At 72.2% G+C, this 13,786-nt stretch carries 15 protein-coding genes and 3 tRNA genes; 12 read left to right on the top strand and 6 right to left on the bottom strand.

What is annotated here, in order from left to right; genetic code table 11:
- The first annotated feature begins 118 nt into the window (after positions 1-118).
- Positions 119-982 (top strand): zinc metalloprotease HtpX, encoded by an 864-nt coding sequence (gene htpX, locus VE614_RS03195; RefSeq protein ID WP_324931559.1) that lies wholly within the window; start codon positions 119-121, stop codon positions 980-982.
- Positions 979-1,377, top strand: coding sequence for a YccF domain-containing protein (locus VE614_RS03190; RefSeq protein WP_324931557.1), 399 nt, complete (start codon positions 979-981; stop codon positions 1,375-1,377). The genes htpX and VE614_RS03190 overlap by 4 nt, the downstream gene beginning before the upstream one ends.
- A 7-nt stretch (positions 1,378-1,384) precedes the next feature.
- Here VE614_RS03190 and VE614_RS03185 read toward each other — a convergent pair whose 3' ends face one another.
- Both VE614_RS03185 and VE614_RS03180 read right to left on the bottom strand, forming a co-directional pair.
- Entirely contained in the window at positions 1,385-2,632 is a 1,248-nt protein-coding gene (locus tag VE614_RS03185; protein ID WP_324931555.1) for an APC family permease, read from the bottom strand.
- A 95-nt stretch (positions 2,633-2,727) separates the two neighbouring features.
- Positions 2,728-3,216, bottom strand: a complete 489-nt coding sequence (locus VE614_RS03180; RefSeq protein ID WP_324931552.1) for a YajQ family cyclic di-GMP-binding protein — start codon at positions 3,214-3,216, stop codon at positions 2,728-2,730.
- A 222-nt stretch (positions 3,217-3,438) separates the two neighbouring features.
- Between VE614_RS03180 and VE614_RS03175 the strand changes: the two genes are divergently transcribed.
- Positions 3,439-3,520 (top strand) — tRNA-Tyr (locus VE614_RS03175).
- 76 nt (positions 3,521-3,596) lie between these two features.
- Complete coding sequence (locus VE614_RS03170) at positions 3,597-3,809, top strand: hypothetical protein (protein WP_324931549.1); 213 nt, start codon at positions 3,597-3,599, stop codon at positions 3,807-3,809.
- Positions 3,810-3,831: 22 nt separating this feature from the next.
- Here VE614_RS03170 and VE614_RS03165 read toward each other — a convergent pair whose 3' ends face one another.
- Both VE614_RS03165 and VE614_RS03160 read right to left on the bottom strand, forming a co-directional pair.
- Positions 3,832-4,488, bottom strand: a complete 657-nt coding sequence (locus VE614_RS03165; protein WP_324931547.1) for an SDR family oxidoreductase — start codon at positions 4,486-4,488, stop codon at positions 3,832-3,834.
- A 455-nt stretch (positions 4,489-4,943) separates the two neighbouring features.
- Positions 4,944-6,203, bottom strand: a complete 1,260-nt coding sequence (locus VE614_RS03160; RefSeq protein WP_324931544.1) for an amidohydrolase family protein — start codon at positions 6,201-6,203, stop codon at positions 4,944-4,946.
- A 236-nt stretch (positions 6,204-6,439) separates the two neighbouring features.
- On the opposite strand from VE614_RS03160, the gene VE614_RS03155 reads away from it, so the two are divergent.
- The 8 genes from VE614_RS03155 to VE614_RS03120 all read left to right on the top strand — a co-directional run bounded on the left by VE614_RS03155 (position 6,440) and on the right by VE614_RS03120 (position 11,292).
- Positions 6,440-6,512, top strand: a tRNA-Thr gene (locus VE614_RS03155).
- A 46-nt stretch (positions 6,513-6,558) separates the two neighbouring features.
- Positions 6,559-6,631 (top strand) — tRNA-Met (locus tag VE614_RS03150).
- Between the two features lie 88 nt (positions 6,632-6,719).
- Complete coding sequence (rpmG, locus tag VE614_RS03145; protein ID WP_003948671.1) at positions 6,720-6,884, top strand: 50S ribosomal protein L33; 165 nt, start codon at positions 6,720-6,722, stop codon at positions 6,882-6,884.
- Positions 6,885-7,022: 138 nt separating this feature from the next.
- Complete coding sequence (locus tag VE614_RS03140) at positions 7,023-7,475, top strand: MaoC family dehydratase N-terminal domain-containing protein (protein ID WP_324931541.1); 453 nt, start codon at positions 7,023-7,025, stop codon at positions 7,473-7,475.
- Positions 7,476-7,480: 5 nt separating this feature from the next.
- Positions 7,481-7,909 carry a MaoC family dehydratase gene (locus VE614_RS03135; RefSeq protein ID WP_324931689.1) on the top strand — a complete coding sequence of 143 codons (429 nt, stop codon included), beginning with the start codon at positions 7,481-7,483 and terminating at the stop codon, positions 7,907-7,909.
- Between the two features lie 107 nt (positions 7,910-8,016).
- Complete coding sequence (locus VE614_RS03130; RefSeq protein WP_324931539.1) at positions 8,017-8,583, top strand: TetR/AcrR family transcriptional regulator; 567 nt, start codon at positions 8,017-8,019, stop codon at positions 8,581-8,583.
- A gap of 95 nt (positions 8,584-8,678) precedes the next feature.
- A complete protein-coding gene (locus VE614_RS03125) occupies positions 8,679-10,121 on the top strand; it encodes an MFS transporter (RefSeq protein WP_324931537.1) in 1,443 nt (480 codons plus the stop codon).
- 115 nt (positions 10,122-10,236) lie between these two features.
- Positions 10,237-11,292, top strand: coding sequence for a UDP-N-acetylmuramate dehydrogenase (locus tag VE614_RS03120; protein WP_324931535.1), 1,056 nt, complete (start codon positions 10,237-10,239; stop codon positions 11,290-11,292).
- A 12-nt stretch (positions 11,293-11,304) separates the two neighbouring features.
- Here the strand turns inward: VE614_RS03120 and VE614_RS03115 are convergent, their stop codons facing one another.
- Both VE614_RS03115 and VE614_RS03110 read right to left on the bottom strand, forming a co-directional pair.
- Entirely contained in the window at positions 11,305-12,342 is a 1,038-nt protein-coding gene (locus VE614_RS03115; protein ID WP_324931532.1) for an adenosine deaminase, read from the bottom strand.
- A gap of 120 nt (positions 12,343-12,462) precedes the next feature.
- Positions 12,463-13,689 carry a pyridoxal phosphate-dependent aminotransferase gene (locus VE614_RS03110; protein WP_324931530.1) on the bottom strand — a complete coding sequence of 409 codons (1,227 nt, stop codon included), beginning with the start codon at positions 13,687-13,689 and terminating at the stop codon, positions 12,463-12,465.
- Positions 13,690-13,786: the final 97 nt, after the last annotated feature.

Below are 13,786 nucleotides of genomic sequence, written 5' to 3'. Positions count from 1 at the left end.
CTCCCCGCCTGGCGTTGACCAGTACGGGAGGGTCCACTGGACGTGACGACACGACTCCGGTGAGACGAGAGCACAGCAAGCAAAGGGTTCCCCTGCTGCACCACTTGGAGGGCGTACCGTGCACCGCCGGCACAACGGGCTCAGGACCGCAGTACTCCTCGGGGGACTGTCCGCACTCATCATCGTCATCGGCGGCTTCTTCGGCCGTACCGGGCTCGTCGTCGCCGTCCTGGTCGCGCTCGGCACCAACGCCTACGCGTACTGGAACAGCGACAAGCTGGCCCTGCGCGCGATGCGGGCCCGCCCGGTCAGCGAGTTCGAGGCGCCGGAGCTGTACCGCATGGTCCGCGAACTCTCCACCCAGGCCCGCCAGCCCATGCCGCGCCTGTACATCTCCCCGACGGAGGCGCCCAACGCCTTCGCGACCGGGCGCAACCCGCGCAACGCCGCCGTGTGCTGCACGGAGGGCATCCTGCGCCTGCTCGACGAGAGAGAGCTGCGCGGCGTCATCGGCCACGAGCTGAGCCATGTCTACAACCGCGACATCCTGATCTCGTCGGTCGCCGGCGCCCTCGCCTCGGTGATCATGTTCCTGGTCAACTTCGCCTGGCTGATCCCGATCGGCCGCTCGGACGACGACGACGGCCCCGGCCTCCTCGGCATGCTGCTGATCATGCTCCTGGGACCGCTCGCGGCCTCCCTCATCCAGCTGGCCATCAGCCGTTCCCGGGAGTACGAGGCGGACGCCTCCGGATCCCAGCTCACCGGCGACCCACTCGCCCTGGCCAGCGCCCTGCGCAAGCTGGAGACCGGCACCAAGCAGCTTCCCCTGCCCCCCGAGCCGCGTATCGAGACCGCGAGCCACATGATGATCGCCAACCCGTTCCGGCCCGGCCAGGGGATGTCCAGGATGTTCTCGACCCACCCGCCCATGGCGGAGCGCATCCGCCGCCTCGAACAGATGGCAGGTCCCCACCGGTGAAGACGATCCTGAACATCATCTGGCTGATCTTCAGCGGCGTGTGGCTGTTCCTCGGCTACGTGCTCGCGGGCGCGCTCCTGTGCCTCACGATCATCGGCATCCCGTTCGGCATAGCCGCCTTCCGCATCGGCGTCTACGCCCTGTGGCCCTTCGGATACACCACGGTCGAGCGCCGCGACGCGGGCTCCCCGTCCTGCGTCGGCAACGTCCTGTGGCTGGTCCTCGCGGGCTGGTGGCTGGCGCTCGCCCACATCGCCACGGGCATCGCGCTGTGCGTCACGATCATCGGCATCCCGTTCGGCATCGCCAACTTCAAGCTGATCCCCGTGTCGCTGGTGCCCCTGGGCCGCGAGATCGTCCCGACGGACCGCCCGTTCGCCCCGACCCGCTGGTAGGGCCGGACTACCTCCGCGCGGTGAGCCGTCGCCGTACGCCGTACGCGGCCACGCCCACCGCCAGCACCCCCGCGCCCACGGCCACCGACACCCCGGGCAGGGAGAACGCCAGCAGCGCGCAGCCCAGCAGTCCCACGGCCGGGACCAGCCGCGCGGCCGGCGCCCGGTCGAGCGTCCAGGCCGAGGCGTTGGCCACGGCGTAGTACGCGAGCACGCCGAAGGACGAGAAGCCGATCGCGCCCCGCACGTCCACCGTGGCGGCCAGCACCGCGACCACCGCGCCCACGGCCAGCTCCGCCCGGTGCGGTACCTGGAAGCGCGGATGGACGGCGGCCAGGACGCCCGGCAGATGCCGGTCCCGCGCCATGGCCAGCGTGGTCCGGGAGACACCGAGGATCAGGGCCAGCAACGAGCCCAGGGCCGCCACCGCGGCCCCCACCCGCACCACCGGCACCAGCCCCGGCACCCCGGCCGCACGGACCGCGTCGGCCAGCGGAGCGGTCGCGTCCGCCAGCCCGCCGGACCCCAGCACGGACAGCACGGCGACCGCCACGCACGCGTACACCGCGAGAGCGATCCCGAGCGCCACGGGGATCGCGCGCGGGATGGTGCGGGCGGGATCGCGGACCTCCTCACCGAGGGTGGCGATCCGCGCGTACCCCGCGAAGGCGAAGAACAGCAGCCCGGCCGCCTGGAGCACCCCGCCGGCACCCTCGGACACGCCGACGCCGAGCCGCCCGGCACCGGACTCGCCCGATCCCAGGCACACGACCGCCACGGCCGCGAGCACGGCGAGCACCACCGCCACGATCGCCCGGGTCAGCCAGGCCGACTTCTGCACCCCGCCGTAGTTCACGGCGGTCAGGGCCACCACAGCGGCCACCGCCACCGCGTGCGACTGATCCGGCCACACATAGGCGCCCACGGTCAGCGCCATCGCGGCACACGAGGCCGTCTTGCCGACCACGAACGCCCAGCCTGCCAGATAACCCCAGAAGGGCCCCAGCCGCTCCCGTCCGTACACGTACGTGCCGCCGGAGGCCGGATAGCGGGCCGCCAGGCGTGCCGAGGACATGGCGTTGCAGTAGGCGACGAGAGCGGCGACCGCGAGCGCCGGCAGCAGCCCCGAGCCGGCCGCGCGGGCCGCCGGGGCGAGCGCGGCGAAGATCCCGGCTCCCACCATCGAGCCGAGCCCGATGACGACGGCGTCGCCCACGCCGAGGGTGCGTCGCAGTTCGGAGGCGGATGCTGTCATGGCCGCACCCTACTGACCGGGCCGGTCGCCACCGCGCACAGGAGAAGGGCGGGCACCGAACGCCCGCCCTTCCGACACCTGCCGGTCTCCGCGACCTACCGGTAGTTCACGAACTGCAGCGCGAAGTCGAAGTCCTTGCCCTTCAGCAGGGCGATGACGGCCTGCAGGTCGTCACGGCTCTTGGAGCTGACCCGCAGCTCGTCGCCCTGGACCTGGGCCTTCACGCCCTTCGGGCCCTCGTCCCGGATGATCTTCGCGACCTTCTTGGCGTTGTCCTGGGAGATGCCCTCCTGGATCGACGCGAAGATCTTGTACTCCTTGCCGGAGAGCTGCGGCTCACCCGCGTCCAGCGCCTTCAGCGAGATCCCGCGCTTGATCAGCTTGGACTGGAAGACGTCGAGGACAGCCTTCACCCGGTCCTCGGAGTTCGCCTCCATCAGGATCTTGTCACCGGACCACGAGATCGAGGCCCCCACGCCCTTGAAGTCGTAGCGCTGCGAGATCTCCTTGGCGGCCTGGTTGAGGGCGTTGTCGACCTCCTGCCGCTCGACCTTCGAGACGATGTCGAAACTGGAGTCGGCCATGTCCTGTGGCTCCTTGTATCGGGTGCGAAACGGGTGCGTAGCGGCGTACGCGGGTCGACGGCCGGACCCGCGGGGGACCGGGCCGCATCCGGACAAGCCTAGCCACCCCCCGTGCCCCGGGTGCCGATCAATCGGGTGGCGAAGCACCCCTGCGCATCGGGTATTGTTTACGTCGTTGCCAGGGAGGACCGCCGAAAAGCGGTTCGAACGGGCAGCGACCCCGGCGGTGTGCCCGAGCGGCCAAAGGGAGCAGACTGTAAATCTGCCGGCTCAGCCTTCCCAGGTTCGAATCCTGGCGCCGCCACACTGGGGAAGACCCCCTCCCACTGCGGAAACGCAGCGGGAGGGGGTCTCTTCGTTTTCACCGGCACACTGATGCCATGTCATCCCGTCGCAGAACCTGCCCCGAGTGCCGCCGTGAGATCGCCGTCGTCGCCGGGCGGTTCGCCCGGCACGATCCGCCCGGCGCCCGCGAGAGCGGTCGGCTGGTGTCCTGTCCGGGGTCACGACGGCAGGCGCAACTCGGGGCGGTGCAGCCGTCGCTGGACGGCTATGTCGTGCCCGAGATCCCCGGACAGCTGCCGCTGTTCTGACCGGCCGGCCGCCGCGGTGCGCTCAGTTGCCGGCGATCGACTTCACCGCCACCGAGACCGGCGTCGAACCGCTCACCAGTTCCAGGGTCAGGCCGGCCGTCGCGGGGGTCTCCAGGAGTTCGGCCAGTACGGCGGCCACGTCGTCGCGCGGGATCGGGCCCCGACCGGTGTGCGCCTCCAGGCGGACCAGACCCGTACCGGCGTCGTCCGTGAGCGAACCGGGGCGCAGGATCGTCCAGTCCAGGGCGTCCAGGCCCTGGACGTACGCGTCCGCCTCGCCCTTGGCACGCAGGTACACGTCGAAGATCTCGTCGCCCTCGTGCCGGGGGTCCGCGCCCATCGAGGACACCACCAGGAACCGCCGTACGCGCGCGCGGACCGCCGCGTCCGCGAACAGCACCGCCGCGCCCTTGTCCACGGTGTTCTTGCGGGCCGCCCCGCTGCCGGGCCCGGCACCCGCCGCGAACACCGCCGCGTCCGCGCCCTGAAGATGTGCCGCGACCTCTTCGACCGTGGCCGACTCCAGGTCCAGCAACACCGGTTCGGCGCCCGCTTCCCGCAGGTCGTCGCCCTGCTCCTCGCGGCGGATGATGCCCGCCACCTCGTAGCCGCGCGTGGCGAGCAGCCGCTCCAGCCGCCGCGCGATCTGACCATGACCACCAGCGATGACAATGCGCATGTCTTCGACCGTACGCCCGGACGCTCGCCCTCGCCGCACGACCCGGCCGGGCCGGGAGAGCAGCTGGACGGGGCTGAGAGGGGCTGGACGGGGCTGCGAGGGGCTGGACGGGGCTGAGAGGGGCTCGCGGGGCTCGGGGGGCTCGGGGGTGGGCTCGGGTGACCGGAAAAGGCCCGGTGGCGGGCGAGGAGGCGCTGAGCGGGGCTGGAGGCGCTGAGCGGGGCTGGAGTGGGGCCGGAGCGCTAGCGAGCTTTAGTGGGGCCGAGGGCGCTGGGCGGGCCGAGGCCGGGCTGATCCCCCCGCCCGGAGGGGACCGATCCAGCCCAGCCCGGAGCGCAGGGGGCTGGAGCCGGCTCGCAGGGTCGGTGAGCCTGCCCCGAAGGGGACTGACGGGCGCTCAGCGCGCCGGGAGGCGTTCGGCGTTCCAGGGCTCCTCCCGTCCGCCCGGCCCCCACTCAGGAAGGCTTCCCCCGCCCCTGCCGCGGCAGCCCCAGTTCCTCCGCCGCGGCGGAGTCGCAGTACTCCCGTACCGCGCTGGTCCGCGCCACCACGCGCCCTCGGTGCACCACGATCCGGCTGTAGCCCAGGGAGAGCGCGCCGGCCAGCCGGTCTCCGCGTACCGCCAGCAGCTCCGCGGGGAAGCCGGCCTCCACGCGGACCGCGGGCAGGCCCAGTGCCGCGCGCGCGGACGTGCTGACGGCGGCGTAGGCGTCCTCGGGGGGCAGGCCGTGGCGGGAGGCGAGGAGGTAGGCCGCCTCCAGGGGGTCGCCCCGGCCGACGGGATTGGAGACGTCGCGCAGCGCGCCGCTCCCGGCCGCGACCCGGACGCCGGCGGCGCGCAGCAGCCGCACGGGCGCCGTGCCGCGGCGGTCCACGCCCCCGCAACCGCCCTGGGGCAGACACACCACCGTCACTCCGGCCGCCGCGAGGTGGTCCGCGGTCCGGGAGGCCACGTCGGCGGGCAGGCGCGTGAGCCCGGCGCACGGCCCGATCGTCACGCCGGGACGCAGGCCGCCCGCCATGGCGGCGAGCCGGGCCAGGCGCGCCGGATCGGTGGCGTCGGTGTGCAGGTCGACCGGGCAGCCGTGCTCGGCGGCGACCTCCAGGACGGCCTCCACATAGCCCGTGGGGTCGGGGTCCGTGTCGGGACAGCCGCCGACCACGGAGGCGCCCATCTTCACCGCGTCCCGCAGCATGGCGAGCCCGTCCGCCCCCGCCGCCCCGGTCAGCACCCGCGGCATCGCCACCGTCGCCAGCTCGGCGAGCCCCCGCAGCGACCGCCGCGCCGTGAGCACCGCGCCCAGCGCGCCCAGGCCCTGGACGTCCCCCACGCGCACGTGTGCCCGCAGCGCGGTCGCCCCGTGGCCGAGTTGCAGCAGGGCGGCCTCGGTGGCCCGGCGCTGGACGTCCAGCGGGTCGTGGGAGACCGGTCCGCCGGTGTCGGCGGACAGCGCGGTGTCCGCGTGCGCGTGCGGCTCGGCGGGGGCGGGCAGCAGCAGATAGCCGGCCAGGTCCACGCGCGCGCCGCGCGCGCGGGTGCCGCCGAGGCTGCCGGCCGTGCCGACCGCCTCGATCCGCCCGCCGCTCAGCCGCACGTCCACCGTGCGGCCGTCGGTCAGCCGCGCACCGCACAACAGCAGGGCCCCGTCGGTCCGTCCCGGGGAACCGGAGGGCGGCGGCGACGAGGGGGGCGGTTGCGGCTGGCTGTCGGGCATCGCGTTCCAGTGGACTCGGGGGCTGTGCCCGGGGCGGCACAAGATCACAGAGAGTGAGTCGAGCGTAGGACGGCCGCCCTGCCCCAGCGGGGAGGAGCGCAATAGTCGTACCGGTGTGGTCCCGCGGGCGGGAGGGCCTCGCGGGGCTGCCGGGAGACCCGTCGGACGGTCCCGGGCGGGGGCCGGGAAACGGATTTGGGCGAACGGCGGGCGACCGTGTAATGTCTTCATCGCTCGCCCCAATAGCTCAGTCGGCAGAGCGTCTCCATGGTAAGGAGAAGGTCAACGGTTCGATTCCGTTTTGGGGCTCTGGTGTGAGAGGTTCCCGCCGCAAGGCGGGGCCCGATCGCATCGCAGCGGTGTAGCTCAGTCGGTAGAGCAAGCGGCTCATAATCGCTGTGTCACCGGTTCAAGTCCGGTCACCGCTACTGACAGTAGCCGATTGCGGGGTCGGTCCTTCAGTCGGCTACTCTTCTATGCGTTAGTTGTCCCATCCGTTCGTCAAGGAGCACTCACGTGGCTGCCACCGACGTCCGCCCGAAGATCACGCTGGCCTGCGTGGAGTGCAAGGAGCGGAACTACATCACCAAGAAGAACCGGCGTAACAACCCGGACCGTCTTGAGATGAAGAAGCACTGCCCGCGTTGCAACGCGCACACCGCGCACCGCGAAACGCGATAAAAAAGGCTCGTTCGTGAGGCCGCCCCCGCAGTCCTGGGGGGCGGCCTCACGGCGTTTTCTCGGTCGCTCGAGACGTAATACCTGTAGAGGGCCGTCGTTCAACGGTCAACCACAGCAGACATCAGGAGGTGCCGAGCCATGGTGCTCGACCAGTCCTTCGTGGGGCGGACCTATCCGCCCACCGAGCCCTACGAGGTGGGCCGGGAGAAGATCCGGGAGTTCGCGGAGGCGGTGCGAGACGCCAACCCGGCCTACACGGACCCGGAGGCCGCCAAGGCGCTCGGTCACCCCGATGTGATCGCGCCGCCGACCTTTGTGTTCGCGATCACGTTCCAGGCCGCGCGACAGGTCGTCGCCGACCCGCAGCTGGGCCTGGACTACAGCCGCGTGGTGCACGGCGATCAGAAGTTCGCCTACCGGCGCCCGGTGCGCGCCGGCGACCGGCTGACGGTCACCTCGACCATCGAGGCGATCAAGTCGATGGCGGGCAACGACATTCTGGACGTCCGCGGTGAGGTCCACGACGAGGCCGGTGAGCACGTCGTGACCGCCTGGACCAAGCTCGTGGCCCGCGCGGCCGAGGAGGCGTGAGCAAGATGACCGCCCAGATCGCGTACGCCGACGTCGAGGTCGGCACCGAACTGCCCGCGCAGACCTTCCCCGTGACACGCGCCACTCTCGTGCAGTACGCGGGCGCCTCCGGTGACTTCAACCCGATCCACTGGAACGAGAAGTTCGCCAAGGAGGTCGGACTGCCGGACGTCATCGCGCACGGCATGTTCACCATGGCCGAGGCGATCCGTGTGGTCACCGACTGGGTCGGCGACCCGGGCGCGGTCGTCGAGTACGGCGTCCGCTTCACCAGGCCCGTCGTCGTCCCGAACGACGACCAGGGCGCGACCGTCGAGGTCGGCGGCAAGGTCGCCGCCAAGCTGGACGACAACACCGTCCGCGTCGACCTCACCGTGACCAGTGCCGGGCAGAAGGTGCTCGGCATGTCGCGCGCGGTGGTGCGTCTGGCCTGACCGCCGTGCGGTCGTCCGGGTAAGGGGCGCTCGCCCTCGCGGGCGCCCCTTACGCATGCCGCCGTCACCGCTTGACGGAGTTAGTGATTGGACACTAACTTATTCGCATGGCCAGGATGAGTGCAGAAGAGCGGCGCGAGAGCGTCATCCGGGCGGCGATGGCCGAGTTCGCGCGGAGCGGCTACCACGGCACCTCCACCGAGGTGATCGCCAAGCGGGTGGGTGTCTCGCAGCCGTACCTCTTCCGGCTCTTCCCCGGCAAGAAGGCGATCTTCCTCGCGGCGGCCCAGCGCTGTCTCGAGGACACGCGCCGGCTGTTCGAGGAGGCCGCGGGCGATCTGAGGGGCGAAGAGGCCCTGCATGCCATGGCCGAGGCGTACACCCGGCTGATCGCCGAGGAGCCGGAGCGGCTGCAGATGCAGTTGCAGACCTATCTCGCGGTGTCCTCCGCCGAGGCGGCCGGGGACCACGAGTTCGGTGAGATGGTCCGCCGTGGCTGGATGGAGCTGTGGGACACCGTGCATCTGCCCCTGGGGGCGGACGTCGGTGAGACCACCACCTTCCTGGCGTACGGGATGCTCATCAACGCCCTCGCGGCGATGGGCTTCCCGCCCGAGCACCGGGTGTGGAACGGACTCTACGACTCCGCCCGGGTCCCGGGGGTGTCCCGCTGAGGGCCGCCGCCACTGCGGCGCCCTTTCACGCCCGTAGAAGTTAGTCATCAATAACTAACTACCGTCGCAGCACATGCTCACGCTCTGGGGGAGCGATGTCACAGCAGACCGCATCACGCGGAGGGGTCCTCTGGGCCCTCCTGATCACCGGCGTCGCCGGATTCATGGCCGCCCTCGACAACCTCGTCGTCACCACCGCCCTGCCCTCGATCCGTGAGGACCTGGGCGGCGGGCTGCACGACCTGGAGTGGACGGTGAGCGCCTACACGCTCACCTTCGCCGTCCTCCTGATGTCCGGCGCGGCACTCGGGGACCGCTTCGGCCGCCGCCGCCTCTTCGTCGCCGGTCTCGTCGTCTTCACCGCCGCGTCCGCCGCGGCGGCCCTGGCGCCCGGCATCGACTCCCTGATCGCCGCCCGCGCGGTGCAGGGCGTCGGAGCGGCCGTCATGATGCCGCTGACGCTGACCCTGCTCACGGCCGCCGTCCCGGCCGGGAAGCGAGGGATGGCGTACGGCATCTGGGGCGCCGTCAACGGGCTCGCGGTCGCCTCCGGGCCGCTGATCGGCGGCACCCTCACCGAGCACATCTCCTGGCAGTGGATCTTCTGGCTGAACGTACCGCTCGGCATCGCCCTGATCCCGCTGGCCCGCCTGCGCCTCAAGGAGTCCTACGGCGCCGGCACCCCGCTCGACATTCCCGGCACCCTGCTGGCCAGCGGCGGACTCTTCGGCATCGTGTACGGGCTGGTGCGCGGCCCGGTCGACGGCTGGACCGGCGCGCCCGTGCTGGCCGCCCTGACCGCGGGCACCGTCCTGCTCGCCGGGTTCGTCGCGCACGGCATCCGCGCCCGCAACCCCATGCTGCCGATGCGGCTGTTCCGCTCCCGCGCCTTCGCCGGCATCAACGCGGCCGGTCTGCTGATGTTCCTGGGCATGTTCGGCTCGATCTTCCTGCTCAGCCAGTACATGCAGGGCGTGCTCGGTTACTCGCCCACCGAGGCCGGGCTGCGGATGCTGCCGTGGACCGCCATGCCGATGGTCGTCGCGCCGATCGCCGGCATCCTCTCCGACCGGATCGGCGGGCGCCCGATCGTCGCCGCGGGCCTCTTCCTTCAGGCGGCCGGCCTCGGCTACCTCGCCGCCGTGGCCACCGCCGACGCCTCCTACGCCTCCCAGCTGCCCGGACTGATCCTCGGCGGCGTCGGCATGGCCCTGTACTTCGCCCCCGCCTCCGCCCTGGTCATGTCCAGCGTGACCGTCAAGGAGCAGGGCATCGCCTCCGGCGCCAACAACGCGCTGCGCGAGGTGGGCGGCGCGCTCGGTATCGCGATCATGTCCTCCGTCTTCACGGCCCAGGGCGGCTACGAGTCCGCGCAGGCCTTCGTCGACGGACTGCGGCCCGCGCTGGTGGTCGGCGCCGCGGTGGTGGCCCTGGCGGCCGTGGCGGCGCTCGCCATCCCGCGCCGCCCCCGCACCGCCCCGGCCGCGTCCGCCGAGGCCCCCGCACCGGCCCCGGTCCTGGAGACCGCCGCCCGCTGAGCCCCGGCACGCGCACGCGTACGGCCCCGTCCACCGGCGGGGCCGTAGCCGCGCGTGCGGCGGGTGCCGGACACGCGCGCCGGAGCTGTCGGTGCCGTCTCGTAGTCTTGAGCCCGTGCAGGAACTCCACGACGCCCCCCTCGCCCCGCTGACCACCTTCCGGCTGGGCGGCCCCGCCACCCGCCTGGTCACCGCGGAGACCGACGCCGAGGTGATCGCCGCCGTCCGCGAGGCCGACGCCACCGGCACGCCCCTGCTGCTGATCGGCGGCGGATCCAACCTGGTCATCGGCGACAAGGGCTTCGACGGCACCGCCCTGCGCATCGCCACGCGCGGCGTCATCCTCGACGGCACGACCCTGGAACTGGCCGCGGGCGAGGTGTGGACCGACGCGGTCGCCCGCACCGTCGAGGCGGGCCTCGCGGGCATCGAATGCCTCGCCGGCATCCCCGGCTCGGCGGGCGCGACGCCGATCCAGAACGTGGGGGCGTACGGCCAGGAGGTCTCCTCCACGATCACCGAGGTGATCGCCTACGACCGCCGCGCGGGCGAGACGGTGACGCTGGCGAACGAGGAGTGCGCCTTCAGCTACCGCCACAGCCGCTTCAAGGCCGACCCGGAGCGGTATGTCGTGCTCCGGGTCCGCTTCCGTCTGGAGGACGCCGACGGGCTCTCCGCGCCGCTCAGGTACGCCGAGACGGCGCGCGCGCTCGGCGTCGGGCCCGGCGACCGGGTGCCCCTCGCGGACGCCCGCGAGACGGTGCTGAAGCTGCGGGCCGGCAAGGGCATGGTCCTCGACCCCGAGGACCACGACTCCTGGTCCGCCGGCTCCTTCTTCACCAATCCGATCCTCACGGACGCCGAGTTCGCCGCCTTCCGCGCGCGCGTGCGGGAGCGGCTGGGCGACGGCGTGGAGCCGCCCGCGTACCCGGCGGGGGCGGGCCGCACCAAGACCTCCGCCGCCTGGCTCATCGACAAGGCGGGCTTCACCAAGGGCTACGGCAGCGGACCCGCCCGCATCTCCACCAAGCACACCCTCGCCCTCACCAACCGCGGCGACGCGACCACGGAGGACCTGCTCGCCCTCGCGCGCGAGGTGGTCGCCGGGGTCCGCGAGGCCTTCGGGATCACGCTGGTCAACGAGCCGGTGACGGTGGGCGTCAGCCTCTGAGCGGACGTGGCGCTACGCGGGCGCGTGCAGCCACTTGTCGACGCCCGCCAGCAGCTCCGCCTTCACCCCCTCCGGGGCCACCGACGCCCGGATCGACTGCCGGGCCAGCTCGGCCAGCTCCGCGTCGCTGAAACCGTGGTGCTCACGGGCGATCTCGTACTGGGCCGCCAGCCGGGAGCCGAAGAGCAGCGGGTCGTCCGCGCCCAGCGCCAGCGGCACGCCCGCCTCGAACAGCGTGCGCAGCGGCACGTCCTCCGGCTTCTCGTAGACCCCGAGCGCCACGTTCGACGCCGGGCACACCTCGCAGGTCACCTGCCGGTCCGCCAGCCGCTTCAGCAGCCGGGGATCCTCCGCCGCCTGCACCCCGTGACCGATGCGGTTCGCGTGCAGGTCGTCGAGACAGTCCCGCACCGACGACGGCCCGGCCAGCTCGCCCCCGTGCGGCGCCGACAGCAGCCCGCCCTCCCGCGCGATCGCGAACGCCCGGTCGAAGTCGCGGGCCAGGCCGCGCCGCTCGTCGTTGGACAGCCCGAACCCGACCACACCCCGGTCCGCGTAGCGCACCGCCAGCCGGGCCAGCGTCCGCGCGTCCAACGGATGCTTCATCCGGTTCGCGGCGACCAGGACCCGCATCCCCAGGCCCGTCTCCCGCGCGGCGCTGTCCACCGCGTCCAGGATGACCTCCAGCGCCGGAATCAGCCCGCCCAGCCGAGGGGCGTACGACGTCGGGTCGACCTGGATCTCCAGCCAGCCGGAGCCGTCCTTCACATCCTCCTCGGCGGCCTCCCGGACCAGCCGCTGGATGTCCTCCGGCGTGCGCAGGCACGAGCGGGCCGCGTCGTACAGCCGCTGGAAGCGGAACCAGCCCCGCTCGTCGGTCGCGCGCAGGCTCGGCGGCTCCCCGCTCACCAGCGCCTCGCTCAGCGCATCCGGCAGTCGTACGCCGTACTTGTCGGCCAGCTCCAGCAGGGTGCCCGGCCGCATCGAACCGGTGAAGTGCAGGTGCAGATGGGCCTTCGGCAGCTCAGAGAGATCACGTACGCGCTCCATTCCCAGATCCTGCCGTACGTCACCGGCGTCCCGGTAGCCCGTTCCCCGAACGGGGGCTTGCTCGCACAAACGACAAGGGGCCTCCGGACATCCGGAGGCCCCCTGGTCGGTCGCGGAGCGTCAGTCGCGGGCCTCCGCCAGCAGCTTCTGAATCCGGGCGACACCCTCGACCAGGTCCTCGTCGCCCAGCGCGTACGACAGCCGCAGGTAGCCCGGCGTACCGAAGGCCTCGCCCGGCACCACCGCGACCTCGGCCTCGTCCAGGATCAGCGCGGCCAGCTCGACCGAGTCCTGGGGGCGCTTGCCGCGGATCTCCTTGCCGAGCAGCCCCTTCACGGACGGGTAGGCGTAGAACGCGCCCTCGGGCTCCGGGCAGACCACGCCGTCGATCTCGTTCAGCATCCGCACGATCGTCTTGCGGCGGCGGTCGAACGCCTCGCGCATCGCCGCGACCGCGTCCAGGTCACCCGAGACCGCGGCGAGCGCGGCGACCTGCGCCACGTTGGACACGTTCGAGGTGGCGTGCGACTGGAGGTTCGTCGCGGCCTTGACGACGTCCTTCGGGCCGATGATCCACCCGACCCGCCAGCCGGTCATCGCGTACGTCTTGGCGACACCGTTGACGACGATGCACTTGTCGCGCAGCTCCGGCAGGAGCGCGGGCAGCGAGGTGAACTTCGCGTCGCCGTAGACCAGGTGCTCGTAGATCTCGTCGGTCAGCACCCACAGGCCGTGCTCGACGGCCCAGCGGCCGATCGCCTCGGCCTCGGCCTCGCCGTACACCGCGCCGGTCGGGTTCGAGGGGGAGACGAAGAGGACGACCTTCGTCTTCTCGGTGCGGGCCGCCTCCAGCTGTTCCACTGAGACCCGGTAGCCGGTCGTCTCGTCCGCGACGACCTCCACCGGGACACCGCCGGCCAGCCGGATCGACTCCGGGTAGGTGGTCCAGTACGGCGCCGGGACGATGACCTCGTCGCCCGGGTCGAGGATCGCGGCGAACGCCTCGTAGATCGCCTGCTTGCCGCCGTTGGTGACGAGGACCTGCGACGGGTCGACCTCGTAGCCGGAGTCGCGCAGCGTCTTCTCGGCGATCGCGGCCTTCAGCTCGGGCAGGCCGCCGGCCGGGGTGTAGCGGTGGTACTTCGGGTTCTTGCAGGCCTCGACAGCCGCCTCGACGATGTAGTCCGGGGTCGGGAAGTCGGGCTCACCGGCGCCGAAGCCGATCACCGGACGTCCGGCGGCCTTCAGGGCCTTGGCCTTGGCGTCCACGGCGAGGGTGGCGGACTCGGAGATCGCGCCGACTCGGGCGGAGACCCGGCGCTCGGTGGGAGGGGTTGCAGCGCTCATGGGGCCATCGTTCCAGACCCGAAACGAGGGCGGCACACGGGTTTCACGGACTGAACATCACCGGGCAAACCTTTGAACACCCGTGCGGATCCACCCG

Source organism: Streptomyces sp., assembly GCF_035645055.1.
In the GTDB taxonomy this organism is placed as follows: domain Bacteria; phylum Actinomycetota; class Actinomycetes; order Streptomycetales; family Streptomycetaceae; genus Streptomyces.
This window is presented reverse-complemented; position numbering and strand designations above follow the sequence as displayed.